This window comes from Flavobacterium sp. CECT 9288, assembly GCF_918731615.1.
Classification (GTDB): domain Bacteria; phylum Bacteroidota; class Bacteroidia; order Flavobacteriales; family Flavobacteriaceae; genus Flavobacterium.
The window spans coordinates 3,003,381-3,027,011 of sequence record NZ_OU957226.1 but is presented as its reverse complement, the minus strand read 5'-3'; the positions used below and the strand labels follow the sequence as shown (position 1 = coordinate 3,027,011).

The window sequence follows — 23,631 nt, the reverse complement described above, 5'->3', positions numbered from 1 at the left end:
TAAATGTGTTCACAAAATTAATTAAAAAATGAAGGCGTAATTCATAAAAAAAGTACAATTTTGGAGTAAAATTATCTATATGGAATCAAAGCAGTTAAAGTGGGTGTATCTTGTTGTTCTAGCGCTTGTGTGGGGGAGTTCTTTTATTTTGATCAAAAAAGGATTGGTAGGGTTAACAGCCATGCAATTGGGTTCGCTCCGAATTATATTTGCCTCCATTTTTTTAATTTTTATTGGTTTTAAAAGTGCTGCTAAAATACCTTCGTTCAAATGGAAGTATATTGCGCTAACCTCTTTGTTTGGTACTTTTATTCCAGCCTATTTATTTGCAATTGCACAAACAGAAATTGATAGTTCTGTGAGTTCTATATTGAATTCTTTAACGCCTTTGAATACGCTTGTTATTGGAGCACTTGTTTTTGGTTTACAGTTTAAAAGAAATCAAACCTTTGGGATATTAATAGGACTTTTAGGGAGTGCATTGTTGATTTTGAACGGTGCTTTTCATCATCCTGAGCAAAATTATTACTACGCTATTTTAGTTTTGATAGCGTCAATTTGTTATGCTGTCAATGTAAATCTAATCAAGAAGTACTTGCATGATTTGAGTCCGTTGAGTATTACAACTGGAAATTTCATCGTGCTTTTGGTACCTGCTTTTACCGTTTTACTGTTTACCAATTTCTTTTCGCAAGTGGGTGAACTTAAAGTACAAGAGTCGATCTTGTTTATTATGATTCTTGGGGTAGTAGGGACTGGACTTGCAAATATTCTTTTCTTTAAATTGATTCAAATGTCTTCACCAGTTTTTGCTACATCAGTAACGTATTTAATTCCTGTTGTTGCTTTTTGTTGGGGATTGTTAGATCATGAAATGTTGACACCCGTGCAGCTTTTTGGTGCTTTTATTGTTTTAATAGGAGTCTATTTGTCTGCAAAGAAATAAATACTCTTGTGACGGTTTTGCGTGAGGGAAAGCAGCAAGCTACCGAAGTAGCGCGTATTGCCCGACAGCATAAAAAAAGGGACCAACTAGCCGGTAGTGCTGAGTAGGTCCCTTTTTTTATGGGGTCACGCCCAAGAAATTTTGAATCAAAAAAAGGTTGTCTATTGCTAGACAACCTTTATTATTTATGCGCTGTTTATTTATTGAAAATCAGTAGCAAGTACTCCTTCGTTAATTTTAACATCACTTATTTTAATGTCAATATCAAAACCTACGTTTTGAATCATGTTAAAAGGAACTTTAACGCCTTTTACGTCTCTGTAATCACTGTATGAGGTTGTTTTAGTCATGCTCTTGCCGCCTTGTTCTAATACAACTGATTCAGCTACTTTTAAACCTGAAGCCACATCATAGAACAATGTAGTTTTGCCATTTTTAATAGCGTAAGCATCTTTACCGTTGATTGGTTCAATGTTTACCAATGTAAGACCTTCTTTTGATGATAGTGTTAATTCTTTGAACGGAGTAGCTTCTGCTTTCATATCGTTTAGCATTTCGCCTTCAAGAATTTGTTTTTGTCCTTGTTGCATAACATAACCTCCTTTTTCATTTACCACTTGCTTCATTAAGCTCATCGTTCCCATAGCTAACTCTACCATTAACATTCCTTTTGAATCGGTTTTTGAAACAAAACTCAATGGAGCTGGTGCCTGTGGAATTGTAGTACTACCGTTCATCATTATGGTTTGTACTGCTTGTGCTGCTTGAAGTCCGCCAATAGCTTTGATGTAATTGTCAAGAACACTTTTTACTGTAACTCCTGCAGGAATAGCTTTCTTTAACTCTGGTTTTGCAGTTGGGTTACCGTATTTGTCAAAATATTGTACTGGGTATTTTAGTTTTTCTAATCCAGCAGCTACATCAGCAGCTTTACCAACTATAACAATACGGCTATTATCTGCTAAGAAATATTTATTGGCTACACGAAGAACGTCATCGGCAGTTACAGCACTAATGTTTTTAATGTAGTTTTCGTAGAAATCAGCAGGTAACCCTTGTGATTGTATTCTTAAAGCATAACCAGCAACAGTTTGAGGTTTTTCAATTTGCATTACAAACCTACCAATGTATCCCGCTTTTACGCTTGCTAACATTTCCTCAGAAACTTTTTCAGTTCTAATCTTTTTTAATTCTTTGAAAATTTCAACGACAGTACTGTCTGTAACAGCGTTACGCACCTGAGTAGAAGCGTTGAAAGTTCCAACTTTTTTGTCTCCATAAATGCTACTTCTGGCACCATAAGTCCATCCGTGAGCTTCTCTCAAGTTCATGTTGATGTAACTATTAAAATCACCACCTAAAATTTGGTTTGCAATTAAAACAGCAAAATAATCAGGATCTGTCATTTTAAGTTTAGAAATATTCACCACAGCAACTTCTGATTGTACTGCGTTAGGCATGTCAATAAAGTTAATTTGTGTTTGAGGAACATCCTTTGGATCAGTATATGAAATTGATGGTGCAATGGCTTTTTTCCAGTTGCCAAAGAATTTCTCAACCATTTTTTTAGTTTCGCTAAACTTTACGTCTCCAACAATAATAAGGTAAGCGTTACTAGGAACAAAATAGGTGTTGTAATTTGTTTTTACATCCTCTAGTGTTACATTTTTTAGCGTAGTTTCGCTTACAAACTCACCAGCTGGATGATTTTTCCCGTAGGTTAAAACATTTACAACTCTTCCAGCTACTGCTGAAACGCTTTTTTCATTTGCCTTTAATCCTTCAATAAATTTTGCCTTTTCTTTATCAAATTCCTCTTGGGTAAAAACAGGGTTCAAAGCGCCGTCAGCCATTAATTCTAATACGCGTCCTGCGTATTTTGAAAGAGAACTTGCTGATGCTCCATTAGAACTAAAATTGATGTTTGCTCCAAGAAAATCAACCTCTTCGTTGAAAGCGGTTTTAGAAATTTTTGTAGTTCCACTACCTATCAAAGCGCTTGTCATGTCAGAAACTCCTTTTTTATCCCCTTCAGTGTAAGGATCGTTATCTAAGGAAAGACTAAAGGATACACGTGGTAGTTTATGGTTTTCAACTACCATAACTTTTAAACCATTTTTTAATTCAAATGTTTGTGGTTTTCCAATTTTGATTGTTGGAGCTACTCCAGGTTTTGGCTGTGGGATGATTTGTCCTTGCATAATTATGGTTAAGAACAAGCTTGATATAATTAATATTGATTTTTTCATAATGAGATATCTTAGTTTTGAGCTTTGTCTTTAGATGGAACATAATCCAAAACTAACCTTTGGTTTGGATTCAAATATTTTTTTGCAACATCTCTTATTTCCTCACGAGTAATAGATTGGTAAATTTCTATCTCGGTGTTGATCAAGTTAATATCGCCGTACAATAAATAGTAGGTTGCAAGATTATCTGCAATACCATCAATTGTTGAATTGCTGTTTACGTATTGATTTTCGAACTTGTTTTGTAATTTTTGTAAATCCTTTTCAGAGATCAATTCAGTTTGAAGTTTTGCAATCTCGGTATCAATTTCAGTAAGAATATTTTCAACAGTATTTGGTGCTTGTGGCAAGCCATAAATAATGTAGCTTCCGTAGTCTTCTTGATTATTACTAAAAGCACCTATTTGCAAAGCCATTTTCTTATCGTCTACAATTTTCTTGTACAATCTAGAGCTTTTTCCGTCGCTTAATATTGATGAAATCATATCCAGTACTCTTGCATCTCTAGTTTTCATAGATGGCGTTCTGTAGGCAGCAACTATAGCAGGGATTTGGATGTTTGCATCCTCGTATTTTGCTTTTATAGTTTGTGTAATTGGCTCTTCAACGAATGTTTCTCTTTGTATTGGAGCTCCTTTTTGAATTGGTCCAAAATATTTTTGAATCCATTCTTTTGCTTGTTCTTTTTTGAAATCTCCTGCTACAATTAAAACCGCATTATTAGGAATGTAGTATTTCTTATTAAAAGCTTGGAATTCCTCCAGTGTTGCAGCATCTAAATGACTCATAGAACCAATAGTAGCCCAACGGTATGGGTGTTTTGTAAAAATGTTCTTTTTTACCTCTGCTAAGAAGTTACCATAAGGCTGGTTGTCCACTCGTAGTCTTTTTTCTTCTTTTACCACTTCGTTTTGAGTATCAACACCAATTTGATTGATAACTGGGTGTAACATTCTTTCAGCTTCCATCCACAATCCTAACTCTAAGTTGTTTGATGGGAAAACTTCATAGTAATACGTTCTGTCATCTGTAGTATTGGCGTTATTAACTCCTCCATTTCCAGTTACAATTTTAAACCATTCACCACGTTTGATATTCTCAGTACCTTCAAACAATAAATGTTCAAAAAAGTGAGCAAAACCAGTGCGTTCTGGATTTTCGTCTTTGGCTCCTACATGGTACATCACAGATGTAATCACTGTAGGTGCAGATGGGTCATTGTGTAAAATTACATGTAAGCCATTGTCTAATTTGTATTCCTCAAAAGCTACTTTCTGAGCAGAAGCGACTCCTCCTAGCATAAACAAAGCACCTAAAGCCATTAATGAATTTTTCATAAGGTTAATAATTTTATTAATATGACAATTAGTAGTTCAGATATTTATTTTGTTACAGTAAAAATGCGACCCAAATAAACTTTAACATCTGTTTGATTGATGATAGAGATTATGACCTTGAAAAGAAAAGTAAATCAGGTGTTTAGAGGTTTTAAATATTTTTTATAGTACGAATTGCAGGTTAAAAATATAATTGTATATTTGCAACCTTAAAAATTATTAAAACAATTCAGTATGTATGCAATCGTAGAGATAGCAGGGCAACAATTCAAAGTAAGCAAAGACTTAAAGGTTTATGTTAACCGTTTGACTAATGAAGAAGGTTCAAAAGTTTCTTTTGATAAAGTTCTTTTATTAGATGATAACGGAGCAATCACTTTAGGCGCCCCAGCTATAGAAGGTGCTTCAGTAGAAGCTAAAGTGTTACAACACTTAAAAGGAGATAAAGTTATCATTTTCAAAAAGAAAAGAAGAAAAGGATACAAAAAGAGAAACGGTCACAGACAATATCTTACTCAAATTGTAATTGAAGGTATTAGTGCATCAGGAACAAAAAAAGCAGCTCCAAAAGCTGAAAAAGTTGCTGAAGTTAAAGCTCCAAAAGCATCTAAAAAAGGTGATGATTTAAAAATCATTGAAGGAATTGGACCTAAAGCCGCTGAAGCATTAGTTGCAGCAGGAGTTGATACTTTTACAAAATTAGCTACTGCAACTTCTGAAGCTGTAAAAGCAATTTTAGAAGCATCAGAGTCTAAATTATCTCATTTAGATCCTACTACTTGGGCTCAACAAGCACAATTAGCTGCAGATGGTAAAATGGATGAATTGAAAAAATTACAAGATGAATTAAACGGTGGTAAAGCTGTTTAATTATTTTATTAACTAATATAAAACTTATACGTCATGGCTCACAAGAAAGGTGTCGGTAGTTCTAAGAATGGTAGAGAATCAGAATCAAAACGTTTAGGCGTTAAGATTTTTGGTGGTCAAGCTGCTATTGCTGGGAACATCATCGTAAGACAAAGAGGTTCAAAACATAATCCAGGTGCTAATGTTTACATCAGTAAAGATCACACACTACACGCAAGAGTAGATGGAGTTGTTTTCTTCCAAAAGAAAAGAGATAACAAATCTTATGTTTCTATACTTCCATTTGAAGTTGAAGCATAATTGATTTTCTCAATTATTTAAAACCCATTTCGAAAGAAATGGGTTTTTTGTTTTTAGCTTGATTGTGTTATTTCTGTATAGATACAAGGCAGGTAAATGACTTGGTTTAAAATTTAATTAATATAACGTTTTTGACCTTTTGAAGGCAAGAAGCCAAGAACTGAAATCTACAATAGAAAAAGATGTTGTGTTGATTGTTTTTGTTTTAGATATGAAGTTTTTAACTATTGCAATTTGAAATAAAACAATTCCGGATTTCCGCATACTAATTCAGTATAATTATCATCTATTTTTTCACCTAAATAGTATGCTTTTAATTCGCCGGTAGTTGAATTAATATTATAATCCCAAATTTCATTATTAGAATTCAGAAATTCAGTAAAGGAATATGATTCTGGATTTTCTGAAAATCGGATCTTATCGGTTTGTGTTAGTTTCCATTCTTTGGCATTTTTATACAATTCAAAAAACATAATTGATTCTGTAGTAATATGAATCATCTTGCCAACCAAATTATCTTCTCGTATTGCCCAATTGCCTTCTTTGGGGATCCATTTCCATTTTCCAATTAGTTCGTTGATTTTGTTCTGACGCAATATTCTTTTTAAGGAATCACCTTTTTTAATTGCAAAAGCTGCAATTTTAGCTTTAGGATTGATATTGTTGCTAATTGCAAAAGTTCTTATTGCTTCTAAATAATCACCGCCCTCACTCGTTTTTATTGCTAATTTATACAGCTGAGTTTGGTAGGCGCTTCGATCATTATCTTGTGCAGCCAAGCTTTGAAAAACAATTATTAAAAGTATAACTAAGTAGGGCTTAATGGTAGTCATAATGGTTTTTTTCTTATGATTTATTCTGGTATAATTAAATACATAGTTATGGAGTTTATTTGTTTTAATTTTTCGCTATAAACTAATTTATTTTGAATATCTCTTAAGTGTGATTGTATAACTAGCCCGTTTGGCATTTTCCTCGTTACTCTCCAAACCTCAAAAGCTGTTGAAAATGTCAATAGAGGTTGATGATCAAAATCAGTATCAAAAATATACTGTAAATTGCCTAATTTTTTCTTTTTGGCTCTTTTTAAATCATTACTTAAAAAAGAGATTTGTTTGAACGCTTTGTTGTTTAGAATGGTGTCATTAACTTCTGAAAAATGATAGTTATCTATTTGATATGTAAATGGATAAGGGTAGTTTCTGATCTCATTTTTCGCAATATAGATAATTTTATTGTTAAAAATTTTATGGCTAACTTTCTTTCGTAATATAGCTCCATTCGAGTCGATAAATTCGATTTCTGAATATATACTGTCTAAAACAGTTCTACAAATGGAATAGGAGTTGTCTTTTGAATTTGTGTAGTAGGTTTTAATACAGTTTTTACTTGGATATGAATGATTTGTGAATTCATATTCTATTTTATTATCAAAGAAATATTTGTTCTGGGAATAACAAATTGTAGAAATAAGTATTATTAATATCCAAAGATTCTTCATAACTGTCTTATGTAATTAAGGTTTACTCTAAAGTACTAAATAATTAATTGGCGCGATTGTAAATTTAACTTTTTTTAGCTTTGTATAACTTAACAGCATGAGGGATAGCAGCGGCATCCTTTTATGGAGCGCAGCGCAATAAAAGATACAGCGAAAAGCCCGACCCGCAGTTATGACGGAGGGTCATGCCCAAAAAACAAAAAACCCTCGCATTACTGCAAGGGTTTCTCTATTTTAATTTAGCTAGTCACTAAGGACTAATTTCTAGTATCTGTAGTACTCTGGTTTGAATGGTCCAGCTACTTCAACACCAATATATTCTGCTTGATCTTGACGTAAAGTTTCAAGCTCTACCCCTAATTTAGCAAGGTGTAACATAGCTACTTTTTCATCAAGGTGTTTTGGTAACATGTATACTTCATTATTGTAAGCAGCACTGTTTTTCCACAATTCGATTTGAGCCAAAGTTTGGTTTGTAAATGAGTTACTCATTACAAAACTTGGGTGACCTGTAGCACAACCTAAGTTTACCAAACGCCCTTCGGCAAGAACGATGATGTCGTTTCCAGCAATGGTATATTTGTCAACTTGTGGTTTGATTTCAACTTTTGAAGCTCCGTGGTTTGAGTTTAACCAAGCCATGTCAATTTCGTTATCAAAGTGTCCGATGTTACAAACGATAGTTTTATCTTTCATTTTCTCGAAGTGAGAACCTAAAACGATGTCTTTGTTACCTGTTGTTGTGATAATGATATCAGCGGTAGCAATTACAGTATCTAATTTTTTAACTTCAAAACCGTCCATTGCAGCTTGTAAAGCACAAATTGGGTCAATTTCAGTAACCGTAACAATAGATCCAGCACCTCTAAAAGAAGCAGCTGTACCTTTACCTACGTCACCGTATCCACATACTACAACTCTTTTTGCAGCAAGCATTACATCAGTTGCACGACGAACTGCATCAACTGCAGACTCTTTACAACCGTATTTGTTATCAAATTTAGATTTAGTAACCGAGTCATTTACGTTAATAGCAGGCATTGGTAATGTTCCCGCTTTAACTCTTTCGTATAATCTGTGAACTCCAGTTGTAGTCTCTTCAGATAATCCTTTGATGCCAGCAACTAAATGTGGGTAACGGTCAATAACCATGTTTGTTAAATCTCCACCGTCATCAAGAATCATGTTCAATGGCTGTCTGTCTTCTCCAAAGAAAAGTGTTTGCTCAATACACCAGTCAAAATCCTCTTCGTTCAAACCTTTCCAGGCGTAAACTTGAATTCCAGCAGCAGCAATAGCAGCAGCAGCTTGATCTTGAGTAGAAAAAATGTTACAAGAAGACCAAGTTACCTCAGCTCCAAGTGCAATTAAAGTCTCAATTAATACGGCAGTTTGAATCGTCATGTGCAAGCATCCTGCAATACGAGCGCCTTTCAAAGGTTGTTCGTCTTTGTATTCTGCTCTAAGCGCCATTAAACCTGGCATTTCAGCTTCAGCTAATTCAATTTCTTTTCGTCCCCAAGCTGCAAGGGAAATGTCTTTAACCTTGAAAGCCACGTATGGCATAGTTGCTGTACTCATTTATTGTATATTTGTAATTATTTTGACTGTTGGCCTGACAAATTCGGGCTAATTTTTTGCAAAATTACACAATATCTTAGGATTATAAAAACATTCACTTCTATTTATGAAATGTTTAGCGGTGTAAACTTTTAAAAATCAATAAAATAAAAAGTTTTCAAGCGTTCATTTTCGTTTGTAGGAGCTATTTCCCGCTTTTCACTGCAATCTTTTTTCCCGCTACAGAAGCGGATAAAAAAGGATTTCCGTTGCAATCGGGGCTAAAAATCAAGTTATTAACATGCCTTTATTTCAAGATACACGCCCGCAATTGGGAACTATAATGCTTATTTGGAAAGTCACGGAGTCGCTTACAGACTTGCAAAGTCAAATTCAATTAAGACCCGAAAGCCAAGCTCGGTTGGAGTCTATGAAGTCGGAGTTGCACCAGCGTGCTTTTTTAAGTGTTCGTATGTTGCTACTCGAGGCAGGTTACACGGATTTTGATTTATTCTACGACGCTTTTGGAAAACCGCACTTACAGGATGGTCAGCATATTTCTATTACACATTCGCATGAATTTGCAGCGATTATTATTAGCGTTCAAAAAGTAGGTATTGATATCGAATTACAGCGCGAAAAAATAAAAAGTATTGTTTCTAAATTTTGTGATGCTGAACTAAGTTTTCTAGTTGAACAAAGCCAAGATTTTATTCCGAAATTAACCGTTATTTGGGGCGCAAAAGAGGCCATCTTTAAAATCAGAAACGAAAAAGGGATCAGTTTCAAAGATCATATCAAAGTAAACTCTTTCGAGGTAGAAAGTAAAAAAACGATTGCTGAATTACATTTCCACAATTTGGTTAAGAGTTTTACTATTCATTTCGAAGAAATAGAAAACTTTATTTTAGTTTATGTTTTTGAAAAACAGGAGACAGTTTCCATCGAGCAGTTTGCTAACATCAAGAAGGAATAACGAATAATTAGAATCTGTATCAATCTGTAAAATCCGCGTCATCTGCGTGCCCATAAATGACAAATATTTATAACGAAATCACCGAATCAAAAGTTAAAAATCAAAAATTATTAGCGATCCTTCTGGATCCTGATAAAATTACCCTATCGCAACTGAGTGTTTTGATTCCAAAAATCAATCAATCTCCCGCTACGCATTTGTTCATTGGCGGAAGCTTAGTAACTTCCAACATTCTGGACGAATTAATAACTGTTTTAAAAAGAGATTGTGCTTTGCCGGTAGTTCTTTTTCCGGGTAATCCTTCGCAAATTTCGGATAAGGCCGATGGGATTTTGTTCCTATCATTAATCTCAGGTAGAAACCCTGATTATTTAATTGCCCATCAAGTACAGGCAGCTCCTATTTTAAAAAGAACGCAACTAGAAATCATTCCGACTGGCTATGTACTAATTGAAAGTGGTGCAAAAACTGCAGTAGAGCGTGTTAGTGAGACAAAACCTCTTGATCGCTCAAACATTGATTTGGTTGTCGCTACAGCACAAGCGGGTGAAATGTTGGGTCATCAGTTGATTTATCTTGAAGCGGGTAGCGGTGCCAAGCAAGCAGTGCCAATAAATTTGATTACGGCAGTTGCACAATATATTAAAATTCCTCTAATTGTAGGCGGAGGGATTAAAGATTTACAAGGAATTCAACTTGCTCATGATGCTGGCGCAGACCTAGTGGTTATAGGAACCGCATTTGAGAACGATATTAATTTTTTTAATTAACTTTCTATGTTTGATTATTTTTTTGCGCAATACAGCACTTATCCTCGATTAGATGTATACCTCGAAATTATTGCCGTAATATTTGGTCTTTTGAGCGTTTGGTGTGCCAAAAAAGATAATATTTGGGTTTTTCCAACAGGTTTAGTAAGCACTTCGATTTTTGTCTATCTACTTTGGAAATGGGTTTTGTGGGGCGATATGATGATTAATGCCTATTATTTTATAATGAGTATTTACGGCTGGTATCATTGGACCCGCAAAAAAGGAGATGAAGTGGCTTTTCCTATTGCTACAATTTCCGCTCAAGAAAAACGAATTGCCATATTTCTTTTTATATTTACGGTCGCTTTTGTTGTGGCGGTATACCATTTTTTTGATAAATTCACTACTTGGTATGCGTACGTAGACACTTTTATCACAGGGATTTTCTTTGTAGGAATGTGGCTTATGGCAAAACGAAAAGTAGAAAACTGGATATTTTGGATCATCGGAGATGTAATTTCGGTTCCTTTGTATTTTTTTAAAGGGTATACCTTTACCAGTTTTCAATATGTAGTATTTACAATAGTTGCCATATTTGGCTATTTAGAATGGAAGAAAATCTCAAACAACAAGCAAACAGTAAAAGTGTTGTAAAAATCACTTTATTTGGTCCCGAAAGTACTGGTAAAACAACTTTAGCCAAACAATTGGCAGAACATTACCGTACGCAATGGGTTCCTGAATTTGCTCGTGATTATTTACAAGAAAAATGGGAAAAAACAGGGGCTATTTGCTCTGTCGATGATATGCTGCCCATAGCATACGGGCAAACCAATTTAGAAAACGCGAGTGTTGAAAACGCCAATGCATTATTGTTTTGCGATACTAATTTATTGGTTACCAAAGTTTTTTCTGAGATGTATTACAACTACTGCGACCCTAAACTAGACCAAGCGGCTAGGGAGCATGAATACGACTTGTTTTTTTTGACTGATATTGATGTGCCTTGGGAGAAGGATGATATTAGAGATACTCCAATTGGTAGAGCAACTGTATTTGAGGTCTTTAAACAAGCTTTAGTAGAGCGCAATATGCCATTTGTAGTTCTTAGTGGTAATAAAGAAACCCGCTTTGAAAAAGCAGTAGCAATTATTGATGATTTAGTTTTGGCAAAAACATTAGGGTTTTCAACTGCTGATTTTTTACAAATTCAAGAGCATGGTGTAGCCATGAAAAATGTTGAGCAACAATTGCATTTTTTTAAAAATGGTGTTGCTCCAGCCCATTTGCTGCGTCCGGCAAAGTTGTCCGATGGCATTTTAAAACTATCTGAAAAAGAATTCCAAATGCACGCTTCTTTTTATGAAGCACACAAAGAAAAATTAACACTTTCTAAATTTGTACCAGCATCAGGCGCAGCAAGTAGAATGTTTAAATTTTTAACGGAATTCATTAACGATTTCGATGTTGAAAACGAATCGATTAACGCCTACATTAACCGAAAAAAAGCAAGCGAATTATCGATTTTTATTGTGGGAATGGATAAGTTTCCGTTTTTTGAAGCGGTTTATGAAACGTTGAAACAAGAATTCGAAAATTTTGATGCACTTGATCGTGATCTCAAAAACTATTATTTTATAAAAGTATTGCTGGCTTCGAATTACTTTAATTTTGCCAACAAACCAAAGGGAGTGCTTCCTTTTCATAAATATGCAACACAGATAGCAACTCCTGTGGCAGAACATCTCAAAGAATGTGTGCAATATGCCACTGCCAACAAGCAGTCTAATTTGCATTTTACAGTTTCGACCTCGCATCAATCGTATTTTGAACAAGAGGTGGCAACGCATTTAACAGAAGTTCAAAATCAAAACAATGTAGCTATTAATGTAACCTATTCGTATCAACACCCAAGCACGGATACGATTTCCGTGTCGCCAAACAATGAGCCTTTTAGAGATGCTGCTGGTCAGTTATTGTTTAGGCCAGGAGGTCACGGAGCACTAATCCAAAATTTAAGCGAAATTGATGCTGATATCGTTTTTATCAAAAACATAGATAACGTAGTACAAAATCATTTAGATAAAGTAAGCTTGTATAAAAAAGCATTGGCAGGAATGTTAATCGCTTTGCAAGAACAAGTTTTCAACTTCTTACGCGGCTTAGAAGATGCTGCAGTGAGCTCCACTTACATCAGTGAAATAGTAGTTTTTTTACGTGATAATTGTCAAATTGAGTTGGGGAATGATTTTCAAACGGCAACTCAAGAGTATAAAATTACAACCCTACAATCTATTTTAAACCGACCAATTAGGGTGTGTGGTATGGTAAAAAATGAAGGCGAACCTGGCGGAGGACCTTTTTGGGTACGCCATGCCAATGGTGTTGTTTCATTGCAAATTGTAGAAAGCTCACAAGTGAATCTTGATGATACAAAACAAAGAGAAATTTTACAGGCAGCAACACATTTTAATCCAGTAGATTTGGTTTGCGGATTAAAAGATTATAAAAATAAAAAATTTAATTTGTCTGATTTTGTTGATGAAAAAAGTGGATTTATAGTTGAGAAAAACACAGCTGGATTGCCTATAAAAGGTTATGAATTACCTGGTTTATGGAATGGAGCTATGGCCAACTGGTTCACTGTTTTTGTTCAAGTTCCATTGCTTACGTTTAATCCAGTGAAAACGGTAAATGATTTACTAAAATCGCTGCACCAAGGACATAATTAGGCTATTTTTAATTACCCAAATGGATAAAACGCAATTACAATCAGAGTTACAATATAAGGCCGTACGGAGCAGTGGCGCCGGTGGTCAAAACGTAAATAAGGTATCTTCAAAAGTGGTACTAAGTTTTGACTTGAAAAACACGCAGGGTTTGGATGAGCACGAAAAAGAATTAGCTTTGGTACAATTGCACAGCCGTTTAACCACCGAAGGTATTTTAAATTTAAATTGTGATGAAGACCGCAGTCAACTCCGCAACAAAGAGCTGGTGACCAAACGATTTTTTGAGTTGATCAAAAATGCTTTGGTTGTACCAAAGGAACGTAAGCCAACCAAGGTTCCGAAAGCGGTAATTAGAAAACGCATTAAGAATAAAAAAAGCCTATCAGAAGTAAAGAAAAATCGTCGAAAACCGGATTTTTAAAAATTATTGCAATTCGTAATTTGTAATTCACAATTTATAAGTAGTTTTGCGCTGTCTCAAAGGGGTGCTCTAAATGACGAGCTGAGATCATACCCAAAGAACGGGAACAGGTAATGCTGTTTACGGAAAAATTGACAAAACAAGGCAGTACATGCTGCGTTGCGTCATAGAAACAAATCATTTTATTAATTAAAAAACAAAAAGAATAATTCCCCCTTTTATTCGTAATCAATTTACGGATGAGAACTTTATTTTATTTTACAAGCCGCAAAAGCGCGCAGGCGAAACCGTCAAATTTATCATTGATTCGCCTATTTTCTATTTCCTTTTCTCTTTTTTCTTTTTCCACTTTTGCACAAGTAAAAGATACTACTAAGGTCAACCAGCTTGATGCGGTTTTAGTATCAGCAGTTCGTGTTACTACAAAAACTCCAGTTAGTTTTAGCAATCTCACAAAAAAAGACATTAAATTCAGAAATCTAGGGCAAGATATTCCTGTTTTAATGAACTATTTGCCATCTGTAGTCACTACGTCTGATGCAGGAAATGGTGTGGGCTATACAGGTATACGAGTGCGTGGTAGTGATGCTACACGTGTAAATGTAACCATCAACGGTATTCCTTATAACGACTCCGAAAGTCATGGAACGTATTGGGTGAATATGCCTGATTTTGCATCATCTGTCGAAAGTTTACAATTGCAGCGTGGAGTAGGAACGTCTACCAATGGAGCAGGTGCTTTTGGCGCAAGCCTTAACATGCTTACCGATAATTTTGCAACAAAAAGTACTGGCGAAATCTCAAATTCGTTCGGAAGTTTCAATACGCGTAAGCATACCGTAAAATTCAGCACCGGATTAATGAACGATCATTTTGAAATTGCAGGCCGTTTGTCAGCTCTAAATTCGGATGGGTTTATTGACAGAGGTGCTTCGGACTTGAAATCGTATTTTTTGCAAGGAACGTACGTTGATAAAACTACTTTAATCAAAGCTTTGGTTTTTGGAGGAAATGAAAAAACATATCAGTCTTGGAACGGAATTGATGGCGAAACCTTGAATACCAATCGCAGGTTTAACTCGGCAGGAGCTTTTAAAGATGAACAAGGTAATATGCGTTTTTATGATAATGAAACGGATAATTATCAACAAGATCATTCCCAATTGCATTGGAACGAAAAATTTTCGGATAAATGGAGTACCAATTTTGCTTTGCACTACACCAAAGGAAGAGGCTATTACGAAAATTACAAAGAAGATGCTGACTTTGCAGATTATGGTTTACAGCCTTTTGGTACAGTGACAACAACTGATTTAGTGCGTCAAAAATGGTTGGATAATGATTTTTATGGAACCACTTTTTCAGCTAATTATAAAGACGAGTCAGTAGATCTCATTTTTGGTGGAGGCTGGAACAAGTACGAAGGCAATCATTTTGGGGAAGTTATTTGGGCTCGTTTTGCTTCGCAAAGTGAATTGGGCGACAAGTATTATGATGATGATGCCATCAAAACCGATGGAAATATTTTTGCGAAAGCCAATTATCAAATTTCAAGTCAGTTGAGTTTATTTGGAGACCTTCAATTTCGATCTGTAAATTACAAAGCAGATGGTGTGCAAGCACTGCCGGTAAATGATACTTTTAACTTTTTTAACCCAAAAGCAGGTTTGACGTACACGGTAAACGCAAGCAATGCCTTGTATGCCTCGTACGCAAGAGCCAATAGAGAACCAAACAGAAGTGATTACGAAGGGGGCAATGTAAGACCAGAGAAATTAAACGACTTTGAATTGGGTTGGAGGTATACTGCTGAGAAAATGCAAATTAACACCAATGTGTATTATATGGCTTATAAAGACCAATTAATTTTGACGGGAAACCTAGATGATGTTGGCGCTCCAATTCGATCTAACAGTGAAAAAAGTTACCGATTAGGATTAGAAGTAGATGCGACTATTGCATTTAATGAGCAGTGGATTATTCGTCCTAATTTCACCTTGAGCGCCAATAAAAATAGAGACTTAGCTGTTGAAGGACAAAACTACGGCACTACAGATATTGCTTATTCTCCATCAATTATTGCAGGAAACATTATAGTGTATTCGCCTATTGAAAATCTGCATCTTTCATGGTTACAAAAATTTGTGGGTGAGCAGTACATGAACAATATTGAGTTGCCAGCAGCACGATTAGCTGATTATTTTGTCAATGATCTAAACGTGGCGTACACTTTTAAACCCAAAACCATATTTAATGAAATAGTCTTAACGGGCTTACTGAACAACTTTTTAGATAAAAAATACGTTTCAAATGGGTACATGTACGATATCTATCCGTACTACTATCCGCAAGCGGGGACTAATTTCTTGCTAGGTTTGACCTTGAAGTTTTAAAAGAAGAGTTTGTAATTGGAGTAAATCCTGATGGTTCGCTGTCAGGATTTTTTATTTGATTATCATACCCATTTTGAGGAACGATCTAGAGGTGAACTATAATTTAATTGCTTCTTTCTGTATAAAATTACTGTTTCAACCTGCGCTTTCATAAAAAAAAAAGATTGGTTTTTAAAGTTTTCAAACCGATGCGATTACCTCTGATTTTGACATTACTGTTGCAAAATTTTGGACGTTCAAATGCAGTTACGAAAATTTGAAAAACACCAATAGCAACAAGCAGAGTAATTTTTACGACATCGCAAATACATCGTTGCGTTACCAAAAAAAGAACAGTCCATTTGGATTTGAGTTAATGGCTAACAACCTTTTTGATAACAAGGTAAAAAATGATTTTTCCTTCTCGGATTATCTCATCAGTCAGCGTACCACTTTTGTACTGCCGAGGGTTTTCATGCTATCCGTTAGTTATAAATTATAATTTAGTTATACACACGTAATATATCTCCATTAACTTGAACTCGATATTGTTTCATAGGATATTGAGCACCGCCTTGAGCTTGTCCAGTAAACAAACTATATTCTTTACTGTCACAAGCGCAAACTACATTGATTCCTTTTAGAGTCATATTAGAACAAGAGTTCAAAGCTTGGTTGGGACAGGCTGCGTCAAAAGCATTATAGTTACCCGGTGCTGTACAAAACACATAAATTCCCTTTGCTCCTAATCCAGAAATATAAACTGCATTACTAACGAATTTTAGATTAGAGTAGGTAGGCAAATTTAAGTTTAGATCAATAGTGAAAGTATAGTTAGGAACAAAGGGATTGTTATTGTTAACGCCAGAATCACTGCAAGAAAAGATCAAGGGAATCAATGCAAATAAGAGATGAATTTTTTTCATTTTAAATTAGTGTCAAAGTATTAGTGAAACAAATTTAATTTATTTAACTTTGAATTATATATGATTAACATATATTTATAGACGAAAAAAAATAGTAGTATCTTTGTGGAAAGAAATCCCGTCCCGATGGGATTTTTTCTATTTATATAATTAATGAAATTATGAGTACAGTATCGTATTACACCGCAGAAGGATTAAAGAAATTAAGAGAAGAATTAGATTATCTAAAAAGCGTGATGCGTCCTAAAGCATCAGCAGATATTGCAGAGGCTAGAGATAAAGGAGATTTATCTGAGAATGCTGAGTATGATGCAGCCAAAGAAGCACAAGGTATGCTTGAGATGCGTATTGCTAAACTAGAAGAAGTACACTCAAACGCTCGATTAATTGACGAGTCCCATTTAGACCTTTCTAAAGTACTGGTTTTATCGAATGTGAAAATCAAAAACCAAACCAACGGAATGGAAATGAAATACACATTAGTAGCAGAAAGTGAAGCAGATTTGAAAACAGGAAAAATATCCGTTACTTCACCAATTGGGAAAGGTTTACTAGGAAAATCAGTAGGGGAAGTTGCAGAAATTACGGTGCCAAATGGTGTGTTGAAGTTTGAAATTCTTGAAATCACTAGAGACTAATTTTGAAATAAAAGTTGAGGTTCAACTCCTAAAATTGTAAATATGTCAAGTATTTTTACCAAAATTATCCAAGGAGAAATTCCATGTTACAAGATAGCAGAGGATGAAAATTTCATAGCTTTTTTAGATGTAAATCCAAACGCAAAAGGTCACACACTTTGTATTCCGAAACAAGAAATCAATAAGATTTTTGATATAGAAGACGATTTGTATTTGGGGCTAATGCAGTTTTCTAAAAAAATAGCAATTGCACTTGAAAAAACAGTTCCTTGTAAACGCGTCGGGATGGCAGTTGTAGGACTCGAAGTTCCTCATGCGCACGTACATTTGATTCCGTTAAACGAAATGGATGAAATGCGTTTTCAAAATAAAGTGAGTCTAACGACCCAAGAATTTACTACACTGGCAGCAGCAATTGCAGCCAACTTGTAAAAATTAAAACATAAAAAATAAAAAAAGGAATACGACAAAAACGTGTTCCTTTTTTTATGAATTAAAATTTGAGTCTTGTTTGATTTTTAGCAATACTTGCATGGTAGTTCCTTTGCCAATTTCAGAATGTAAAACTTTAATTGTGCCTTTGTGATATTCTTCTACAATTCGTTTGGTTAATGAAAGTCCCAATCCCCAACCGCGTTTTTTGGTGGTAAATCCTGGTTCAAAAATAGTTTGAAATTGTTTTTTTTGAATGCCGCTGCCTGTATCTGTAACGTTGATTTTTACCGTGTCAGCGTCGGCAACAATTGCCAGTTGGAGTTTTCCTTTTCCCTTCATGGCGTCAATGGCATTTTTGACTAAATTTTCTATCGTCCAGCTGTGCAAAATAGGGTTGAGTTGTACCCAAATCGGGTGATTTGGAGCGCTAAAAGTAAAGTCAATTTGTTTTGAAAACCGAGATTGTAAATAATCATATGCCTGTTGTGTTTCGTGAACAATATCAGTGCGTTCTAGCTTAGGTTCCGAACCAATTTTTGAAAATCGGTCGGTTATCGTTTGCAGGCGTTCGATATCTTTTTCTATTTCTTGCGTGATCGAGGCGTCCACGTCATCTGCTTTCAAAATTTCGACCCAACCAATCAATGAGGAGAGCGGCGTACCTATTTGATGTGCTGTTTCCTTTGCCATTCCGGCCCACAATTTGTTTTGAGTCGCCATTTTTGTGCTGCGGTAGTAATTGTAAACTAATCCACCAAAAAGAACAATAATTAAAACCAGCGCAAGGGGGTAATATTTTAATTTGTTTAATAGGGAAGAGTTGCCGTAATATAGTTTTTGAAATTTTCCAGGAACATATTCTATAACAATGGGATCGTTTTCTGATTTTAAGGTGTTTAGTATCGTGATCGCCTTTTTACTTTTTAACAAATTTTCCTCGTCAATATTAACAGTATTGATAATGCTGTCATTTTCAGTTAGCATAATTGGGATTGATGTGTTATTGCTAAAAATCTGTAATGGCAATTCAACCTCAGTATTTTCATCGGCGTTAATTAATGTTTTTTGGGCCTGCGCCCAAAGATTCATTTTCAAGCGTTCTTCATTCTTGAAAATTTGAAAAAAAGTATACGTATTCCAGAGAATTAAACTAATGATAAAAAACGATGCCAAAATAATAACCCAGCGGGTGTTAACTCTTCTTTCGGAAAATTGCATACTAATGGATTTTAGTGCTAAATATAACGAAATAAATGCGCTTGTATTTTAGTTTTTGATAAAGAATTTTTGGCAGCATCTCAAGCAAGATAATTTTGTTTAAAATGTAGCAAGCCATTCTAAAAACCAAATTCATTTACTTACTTTTGTATGATACAGTAAAAAAATATCTTTATGCTAACGATAGATCCTAAAAGTATTTCTACAGCTCAATTACAAGGTTATTTGCAAGGTTCAGTAGGACCAAGACCTATTGCATTTGCCAGTACGATGGATGAAAATGGCAATGCCAATGTTTCTCCGTTTAGTTTTTTTAATGTTTTTAGTGCTAATCCACCTATTCTTATTTTCTCACCGGCACGCCGCGTGCGAGACAACTCAATAAAACACACTTTGATTAATGCCGAGGCTACCAAAGAAGTAGTGATCAATGTAGTGAACTATGATATTGTACAGCAAATCTCGTTGGCTAGTACAGAGTATGCTGATGGGGTAGATGAATTTGTAAAATCAGGCTTGACGCCAATACCATCAGAGGTTGTAAAACCGTATCGAGTAAAAGAATCTCCGGTACAATTTGAATGTAAAGTCAATCAAATTATTGCTTTGGGTTCAGAGGGTGGTGCAGGGAATTTAGTCGTGTGTGAAGTAGTAAAAATTCATATTGACGAAGCCGTTTTAGACAGTAACGGCGCTATCGATCAACATAAAATTGACTTGGTGTCGCGTTTGGGCGGCAATTGGTATTCTAGATCCAATCAAGGACTTTTTGAAGTGCCAAAACCATTGGCAACCTTAGGAATTGGCGTAGATGCTATTCCAAATTTTATAAAAGAAAGTAAGGTTTTTAACGGAAATGATTTGGGGATTTTAGGAAATGTTGAAGCCTTGCCTACAACCGAAGAAGTTAGTATATTTGTACAGCAAAATTTTGCAGTTAAAGCTGTTTTGAGCTCAGATGATACTGAAAAAGTGCATCTTACGGCAAAAAAATACCTTAACGATAATGATGTAGTCTCGGCATGGAAGGTCCTTTTAGCCGATACTTTAAAATAGAGCATAACAATAAATATAGAGAAGATGGAAGTAACAGGAAAAATTAAAATGATCGATCAAACTAAAGAAGTTGGATCTGGAGGTTTCAAAAAAAGAGATGTTGTAGTAACAACTGATGAGCAATATCCGCAACATATTTCGGTTCAGTTTGTTCAAGATAAATGTGATTTGTTGAATAATTTTCAAGTAGGTGAAGCTGTAAAAATTGACATTAACTTGAGAGGAAGAGAGTGGACAAATGCACAAGGTGAAACGGTTTATTTTAACACTATTCAAGGATGGAGAATAGGGAAATTACAAGCGGAAAGTCCTTCTGCTCAGCAAATGCCTCCCATGCCATCTGCAGAAACATTTGCACCAGCAACTAGTTTTAACGAAGAGGAAGCAGACGATTTACCGTTTTAAGATAAATTTCCAAAGTATATAAATCCAAATTCCAAGTTGAAGCTTTCTTCATATTGGAATTTGGATTTTTTTTGAGCATTCCTACCGTTTTCTTTATAATTTATTCATCATGCATTATCTTTCTGATATTTTGGAATTTCCCGAAGTGAACCAAGCCAATCGCGATGGAATTCTTGCTATTGGTGGCGATTTGTCTCCTGAGCGCTTGCAGCTAGCCTACAAAAGTGGCATTTTTCCGTGGTTTGAAACTGGCGATCCTATTCTTTGGTGGTCGCCTAACCCAAGAATGGTTTTATTTCTTGAGGAGTTAAAAATCTCCAAAAGCATGCGCAACATTCTCAATAAAGGCGAATTTTCGGTTACCTTCAATCAAAATTTTAGAGATGTGATTTCCTACTGTCAAAAAGTAAAACGCGACGGTCAAAACGGTACTTGGATTACTAATGACATGATTGAGGCCTATTGCAAATTGCACGACTTAGGCATTGCAAAATCAGTAGAAGTGTGGCAAGATGACATCTTAGTTGGCGGTTTGTATGGCGTTGATTTGGGTCATATTTTTTGCGGCGAAAGCATGTTTTCGTTAGTTTCAAATGCTTCCAAAGTGGCGTTTATTGCCTTGGTAAACCATTTGAAAAAAGAAAATTATAAGCTGCTCGATTGCCAAGTATACAACCCACATCTCGAAAGTTTGGGTTGTCGTGAAATCTCTCGCGAGGAGTTTATGCAAATTTTGCAGCAGCAGTAGGGCCTAATTCCAGCTGTCTGTTACAAGTCCTCCCTCAAAGCCTTATTTTTTCTAAAGCCATCAAAGGAGCTTCCTGCCGGTCGCTCTTTGCTGTCTATAAAAAATAACCTTTTCAGTCCGGGCTTTTCACGTCCATCTGGGGCAAAACGCCTGTTTTTTCAGTGCTTAATAGATTGCTTGACACAATTAAAACTGCAACTTGGTAAAACTCCAATCCAAAGTTTGATACAGAACCAATTCATTTTTTAAAGTTGGTAAACCTATAATTAATTTTAAGGTTTCGTGTGCCATCATCGTTCCTATCATGCCCGGTAAAGTGCCCAGCACGCCATTCAAACTGCAATTCGGTACGTCTTTTGGATTGGGAGGCTCTGGAAATAAATCCCGGAGATTTTTACTTCCGTTATGATTAAAAACAGCTAGCTGACCTTCAAAACCTAAAATACTGCCATAAACCAAGGGTTTGCCCAAAGCTACACAAGTATCACTCACTAAATAACGAGTAGCAAAATTATCTGATCCATCCACAATCACATCAAAATCTTGGATGATTTGAACAGCGTTTTCAATAGTTAGTTTCGCTTCAAAAGCTGCTACTTTAATCAAAGGATTCAACGCTTCTAATTTTTCTTTGGCCATCAAAGCCTTAGATAAACCCACTTGATCATCGGTGTATAAAATTTGTCTATGTAAGTTGTGAATTTCTATTTTATCGAAATCAACAATTCCGATAGTGCCCACTCCTGCGGTCGAAATATATTGCAAAATAGGACAACCTAAACCACCTGCACCAATGACTAAAACCTTCGCTTGCTTGAGTTTTTCTTGTCCTGAGTCACCTATTTCGGGTAACATTGTTTGTCGGTTGTATCGTAAAAATTCTTGTATTACACTCATTTTATTGTGTCTTAAAGTTTGAAAATCTTATATTGGAAAGTCAAAAGCTAAACTATCAAGTAAAGTCGAGTACTTATGACATTCGACTTTATGAAATTTGACTAAATGTTCTATCCCAGTCTTTCCAAACGGGTTCGTAGCCTTGGCTAGAAATAAGAGCGGCAATTTCCGATGCTGAACGTTCGTCACTAATCTCAAATTGTTCCAAAGATTGCGGATCCACTACATAACCACCAGGATTGGTTTTGGAGCCAGCACTCATACTTGTTGTTCCAAGCGGAATAATGTTGTTTCTGAATTTTTCATTCTCGCGAGTCGATATAGAAATTTCTAAATCCTCATTCCATAACCGATAAGCACAAATCAACTGCGTCAAATCTTTGTCATCCATAATAAAGTTGTGTTGAATCACTCCTTCCGCGGGACGCAATCGTGGAAAAGAAACCGTGTATTTGGTTTTCCAATACGTTTTTTGGAGATAATCCAAGTGTAGAGCATTGAAAAAACTATCAGTGCGCCAATCCTCTAATCCTAACAAAACGCCCAAACCTATTTTATGAATTCCAGCAGTTCCAACCCGATCTGGAGTTTCTAAACGAAAATCGAAATTAGATTTTTTCCCTTTGGTGTGGTATTGCTTGTAAACATCCCGATGATAGGTTTCCTGATAAACTAAAACGGAATACACCCCAGCTTGGTGCAATTGTTCGTATTCTTCTGTGGATAAAGGTTGCACTTCTACCGAAATAGTCGAAAAATCATTTTTTATTTGATCAATTGCATTTAGGAAATAGTTGATGTTCACGGTATAATTAGCTTCGCCAGTAACTAATAAAACATGGTCGAATCCTGCTCTTTTCAAGGCTTCAACTTCTAGTGTTATCTCGCTTTCAGTCAGGGTTTTTCGTTTGATTTTGTTGTCTAAACTGAAACCGCAATAGGTACAAATGTTTTGGCATTCGTTGCTCAAATACAAAGGCGCATACATTTGAATGGTTTTGCCAAAACGCTTTTTGGTTAATTCGTGACTTATTTGAGCCATTTGTTCCAAATAAGGTAGGGCAGCAGGTGATATCAAAGCCAGAAAATCATCGAGATTGCGTTTGGTTTTTCCTAAAGCTTGTTCTACTTCTTTGGTAGTTGTTTGATAGATTTTAGCTTGAATTTTGTCCCAACTATATTGTTCGAAAACCGATTTGAAATTTGTCATTATTTGTTTTTTAAACACAAAGCGCACAAAGTTATTTCACAAGAGACACAAAGTATAGTGTGCTTTGCGTTCGCTTTGTGAA

General features: G+C 35.4%; 23 protein-coding genes. 14 read left to right on the top strand and 9 right to left on the bottom strand.

From position 1 onward, the window contains the following. Window positions 1-79: 79 nt before the first annotated feature. Complete coding sequence (locus LQ189_RS13410) at window positions 80-946, top strand: DMT family transporter (protein WP_230157838.1); 867 nt, start codon at window positions 80-82, stop codon at window positions 944-946. 200 nt (window positions 947-1,146) lie between these two features. On the opposite strand, the gene LQ189_RS13405 is transcribed toward LQ189_RS13410, so the two are convergent. Continuing rightward, a complete protein-coding gene (locus LQ189_RS13405) occupies window positions 1,147-3,195 on the bottom strand; it encodes a pitrilysin family protein (RefSeq protein ID WP_230157837.1) in 2,049 nt (682 codons plus the stop codon). An 11-nt stretch (window positions 3,196-3,206) separates the two neighbouring features. Beyond that, window positions 3,207-4,532, bottom strand: a complete 1,326-nt coding sequence (locus LQ189_RS13400; RefSeq protein WP_086453629.1) for a pitrilysin family protein — start codon at window positions 4,530-4,532, stop codon at window positions 3,207-3,209. 234 nt (window positions 4,533-4,766) lie between these two features. Between LQ189_RS13400 and rplU the strand changes: the two genes are divergently transcribed. Next, window positions 4,767-5,402, top strand: a complete 636-nt coding sequence (gene rplU, locus LQ189_RS13395; protein ID WP_086453628.1) for a 50S ribosomal protein L21 — start codon at window positions 4,767-4,769, stop codon at window positions 5,400-5,402. A 33-nt stretch (window positions 5,403-5,435) separates the two neighbouring features. Beyond that, window positions 5,436-5,702 (top strand): 50S ribosomal protein L27, encoded by a 267-nt coding sequence (gene rpmA / locus LQ189_RS13390; protein WP_086453627.1) that lies wholly within the window; start codon window positions 5,436-5,438, stop codon window positions 5,700-5,702. Window positions 5,703-5,926: 224 nt separating this feature from the next. Here rpmA and LQ189_RS13385 read toward each other — a convergent pair whose 3' ends face one another. The 3 genes from LQ189_RS13385 to ahcY all read right to left on the bottom strand — a co-directional run bounded on the left by LQ189_RS13385 (window position 5,927) and on the right by ahcY (window position 8,784). Beyond that, a complete protein-coding gene (locus LQ189_RS13385; RefSeq protein ID WP_086453626.1) occupies window positions 5,927-6,535 on the bottom strand; it encodes a hypothetical protein in 609 nt (202 codons plus the stop codon). A gap of 20 nt (window positions 6,536-6,555) precedes the next feature. Continuing rightward, window positions 6,556-7,203, bottom strand: coding sequence for a hypothetical protein (locus LQ189_RS13380; RefSeq protein ID WP_086453625.1), 648 nt, complete (start codon window positions 7,201-7,203; stop codon window positions 6,556-6,558). A gap of 264 nt (window positions 7,204-7,467) precedes the next feature. Beyond that, on the bottom strand, window positions 7,468-8,784 hold the full coding sequence (gene ahcY, locus LQ189_RS13375) for an adenosylhomocysteinase (RefSeq protein ID WP_086453624.1): 1,317 nt from the start codon (window positions 8,782-8,784) through the stop codon (window positions 7,468-7,470). A 280-nt stretch (window positions 8,785-9,064) separates the two neighbouring features. On the opposite strand from ahcY, the gene LQ189_RS13370 reads away from it, so the two are divergent. The 6 genes from LQ189_RS13370 to LQ189_RS13345 all read left to right on the top strand — a co-directional run bounded on the left by LQ189_RS13370 (window position 9,065) and on the right by LQ189_RS13345 (window position 16,037). Continuing rightward, window positions 9,065-9,739, top strand: coding sequence for a 4'-phosphopantetheinyl transferase superfamily protein (locus LQ189_RS13370; protein WP_230157836.1), 675 nt, complete (start codon window positions 9,065-9,067; stop codon window positions 9,737-9,739). 56 nt (window positions 9,740-9,795) lie between these two features. After that, window positions 9,796-10,509, top strand: coding sequence for a geranylgeranylglyceryl/heptaprenylglyceryl phosphate synthase (locus tag LQ189_RS13365; protein WP_230157831.1), 714 nt, complete (start codon window positions 9,796-9,798; stop codon window positions 10,507-10,509). 6 nt (window positions 10,510-10,515) lie between these two features. Continuing rightward, window positions 10,516-11,145 carry a nicotinamide riboside transporter PnuC gene (pnuC, locus tag LQ189_RS13360; RefSeq protein ID WP_230157829.1) on the top strand — a complete coding sequence of 210 codons (630 nt, stop codon included), beginning with the start codon at window positions 10,516-10,518 and terminating at the stop codon, window positions 11,143-11,145. Beyond that, entirely contained in the window at window positions 11,100-13,223 is a 2,124-nt protein-coding gene (locus LQ189_RS13355) for a DUF4301 family protein (protein ID WP_230157826.1), read from the top strand. Before pnuC ends, LQ189_RS13355 begins: the two co-directional genes overlap by 46 nt. A 19-nt stretch (window positions 13,224-13,242) precedes the next feature. Further along, the gene (gene arfB, locus LQ189_RS13350; RefSeq protein ID WP_230157821.1) at window positions 13,243-13,644 is read left to right on the top strand and encodes an alternative ribosome rescue aminoacyl-tRNA hydrolase ArfB; all 402 of its coding nucleotides are present in this window, start codon (window positions 13,243-13,245) and stop codon (window positions 13,642-13,644) included. A 239-nt stretch (window positions 13,645-13,883) separates the two neighbouring features. After that, window positions 13,884-16,037: a TonB-dependent receptor gene (locus tag LQ189_RS13345; protein WP_230157819.1), complete on the top strand. Its 2,154-nt coding sequence runs from the start codon at window positions 13,884-13,886 to the stop codon at window positions 16,035-16,037. A gap of 482 nt (window positions 16,038-16,519) precedes the next feature. Here the strand turns inward: LQ189_RS13345 and LQ189_RS13340 are convergent, their stop codons facing one another. Continuing rightward, on the bottom strand, window positions 16,520-16,942 hold the full coding sequence (locus LQ189_RS13340; protein WP_230157817.1) for a hypothetical protein: 423 nt from the start codon (window positions 16,940-16,942) through the stop codon (window positions 16,520-16,522). Between the two features lie 161 nt (window positions 16,943-17,103). Between LQ189_RS13340 and greA the strand changes: the two genes are divergently transcribed. Beyond that, a complete protein-coding gene (gene greA, locus LQ189_RS13335) occupies window positions 17,104-17,580 on the top strand; it encodes a transcription elongation factor GreA (protein WP_086453643.1) in 477 nt (158 codons plus the stop codon). Window positions 17,581-17,622: 42 nt separating this feature from the next. Beyond that, window positions 17,623-18,012 (top strand): HIT family protein, encoded by a 390-nt coding sequence (locus LQ189_RS13330; RefSeq protein ID WP_230157815.1) that lies wholly within the window; start codon window positions 17,623-17,625, stop codon window positions 18,010-18,012. A gap of 54 nt (window positions 18,013-18,066) precedes the next feature. Here LQ189_RS13330 and LQ189_RS13325 read toward each other — a convergent pair whose 3' ends face one another. Next, entirely contained in the window at window positions 18,067-19,233 is a 1,167-nt protein-coding gene (locus LQ189_RS13325) for a HAMP domain-containing sensor histidine kinase (RefSeq protein WP_230157813.1), read from the bottom strand. 174 nt (window positions 19,234-19,407) lie between these two features. Between LQ189_RS13325 and LQ189_RS13320 the strand changes: the two genes are divergently transcribed. The 3 genes from LQ189_RS13320 to aat all read left to right on the top strand — a co-directional run bounded on the left by LQ189_RS13320 (window position 19,408) and on the right by aat (window position 21,442). Then, window positions 19,408-20,289 (top strand): flavin reductase family protein, encoded by an 882-nt coding sequence (locus LQ189_RS13320; RefSeq protein ID WP_230157811.1) that lies wholly within the window; start codon window positions 19,408-19,410, stop codon window positions 20,287-20,289. Window positions 20,290-20,313: 24 nt separating this feature from the next. Then, window positions 20,314-20,694 carry a DUF3127 domain-containing protein gene (locus tag LQ189_RS13315; RefSeq protein WP_086453648.1) on the top strand — a complete coding sequence of 127 codons (381 nt, stop codon included), beginning with the start codon at window positions 20,314-20,316 and terminating at the stop codon, window positions 20,692-20,694. 109 nt (window positions 20,695-20,803) lie between these two features. Continuing rightward, window positions 20,804-21,442, top strand: coding sequence for a leucyl/phenylalanyl-tRNA--protein transferase (aat, locus tag LQ189_RS13310; protein WP_230157809.1), 639 nt, complete (start codon window positions 20,804-20,806; stop codon window positions 21,440-21,442). 186 nt (window positions 21,443-21,628) lie between these two features. Here the strand turns inward: aat and LQ189_RS13305 are convergent, their stop codons facing one another. Further along, window positions 21,629-22,339: a HesA/MoeB/ThiF family protein gene (locus tag LQ189_RS13305; protein WP_230157807.1), complete on the bottom strand. Its 711-nt coding sequence runs from the start codon at window positions 22,337-22,339 to the stop codon at window positions 21,629-21,631. A gap of 88 nt (window positions 22,340-22,427) precedes the next feature. Beyond that, the gene (gene thiH, locus LQ189_RS13300) at window positions 22,428-23,549 is read right to left on the bottom strand and encodes a 2-iminoacetate synthase ThiH (protein ID WP_230157805.1); all 1,122 of its coding nucleotides are present in this window, start codon (window positions 23,547-23,549) and stop codon (window positions 22,428-22,430) included. Between the last annotated feature and the right edge of the window lie 82 nt (window positions 23,550-23,631).

Bases quoted from the DNA above. Each gene is read 5' to 3' on its own strand.
- LQ189_RS13410 (WP_230157838.1), top strand. From the start codon at position 80: ATGGAATCAAAGCAGTTAAAGTGGGTGTATCTTGTTGTTCTAGCGCTT.
- LQ189_RS13405 (WP_230157837.1), bottom strand. From the start codon at position 3,195: ATGAAAAAATCAATATTAATTATATCAAGCTTGTTCTTAACCATAATT.
- LQ189_RS13400 (WP_086453629.1), bottom strand. From the start codon at position 4,532: ATGAAAAATTCATTAATGGCTTTAGGTGCTTTGTTTATGCTAGGAGGA.
- rplU (WP_086453628.1), top strand. From the start codon at position 4,767: ATGTATGCAATCGTAGAGATAGCAGGGCAACAATTCAAAGTAAGCAAA.
- rpmA (WP_086453627.1), top strand. From the start codon at position 5,436: ATGGCTCACAAGAAAGGTGTCGGTAGTTCTAAGAATGGTAGAGAATCA.
- LQ189_RS13385 (WP_086453626.1), bottom strand. From the start codon at position 6,535: ATGACTACCATTAAGCCCTACTTAGTTATACTTTTAATAATTGTTTTT.
- LQ189_RS13380 (WP_086453625.1), bottom strand. From the start codon at position 7,203: ATGAAGAATCTTTGGATATTAATAATACTTATTTCTACAATTTGTTAT.
- ahcY (WP_086453624.1), bottom strand. From the start codon at position 8,784: ATGAGTACAGCAACTATGCCATACGTGGCTTTCAAGGTTAAAGACATT.
- LQ189_RS13370 (WP_230157836.1), top strand. From the start codon at position 9,065: ATGCCTTTATTTCAAGATACACGCCCGCAATTGGGAACTATAATGCTT.
- LQ189_RS13365 (WP_230157831.1), top strand. From the start codon at position 9,796: ATGACAAATATTTATAACGAAATCACCGAATCAAAAGTTAAAAATCAA.
- pnuC (WP_230157829.1), top strand. From the start codon at position 10,516: ATGTTTGATTATTTTTTTGCGCAATACAGCACTTATCCTCGATTAGAT.
- LQ189_RS13355 (WP_230157826.1), top strand. From the start codon at position 11,100: ATGGAAGAAAATCTCAAACAACAAGCAAACAGTAAAAGTGTTGTAAAA.
- arfB (WP_230157821.1), top strand. From the start codon at position 13,243: ATGGATAAAACGCAATTACAATCAGAGTTACAATATAAGGCCGTACGG.
- LQ189_RS13345 (WP_230157819.1), top strand. From the start codon at position 13,884: ATGAGAACTTTATTTTATTTTACAAGCCGCAAAAGCGCGCAGGCGAAA.
- LQ189_RS13340 (WP_230157817.1), bottom strand. From the start codon at position 16,942: ATGAAAAAAATTCATCTCTTATTTGCATTGATTCCCTTGATCTTTTCT.
- greA (WP_086453643.1), top strand. From the start codon at position 17,104: ATGAGTACAGTATCGTATTACACCGCAGAAGGATTAAAGAAATTAAGA.
- LQ189_RS13330 (WP_230157815.1), top strand. From the start codon at position 17,623: ATGTCAAGTATTTTTACCAAAATTATCCAAGGAGAAATTCCATGTTAC.
- LQ189_RS13325 (WP_230157813.1), bottom strand. From the start codon at position 19,233: ATGCAATTTTCCGAAAGAAGAGTTAACACCCGCTGGGTTATTATTTTG.
- LQ189_RS13320 (WP_230157811.1), top strand. From the start codon at position 19,408: ATGCTAACGATAGATCCTAAAAGTATTTCTACAGCTCAATTACAAGGT.
- LQ189_RS13315 (WP_086453648.1), top strand. From the start codon at position 20,314: ATGGAAGTAACAGGAAAAATTAAAATGATCGATCAAACTAAAGAAGTT.
- aat (WP_230157809.1), top strand. From the start codon at position 20,804: ATGCATTATCTTTCTGATATTTTGGAATTTCCCGAAGTGAACCAAGCC.
- LQ189_RS13305 (WP_230157807.1), bottom strand. From the start codon at position 22,339: ATGAGTGTAATACAAGAATTTTTACGATACAACCGACAAACAATGTTA.
- thiH (WP_230157805.1), bottom strand. From the start codon at position 23,549: ATGACAAATTTCAAATCGGTTTTCGAACAATATAGTTGGGACAAAATT.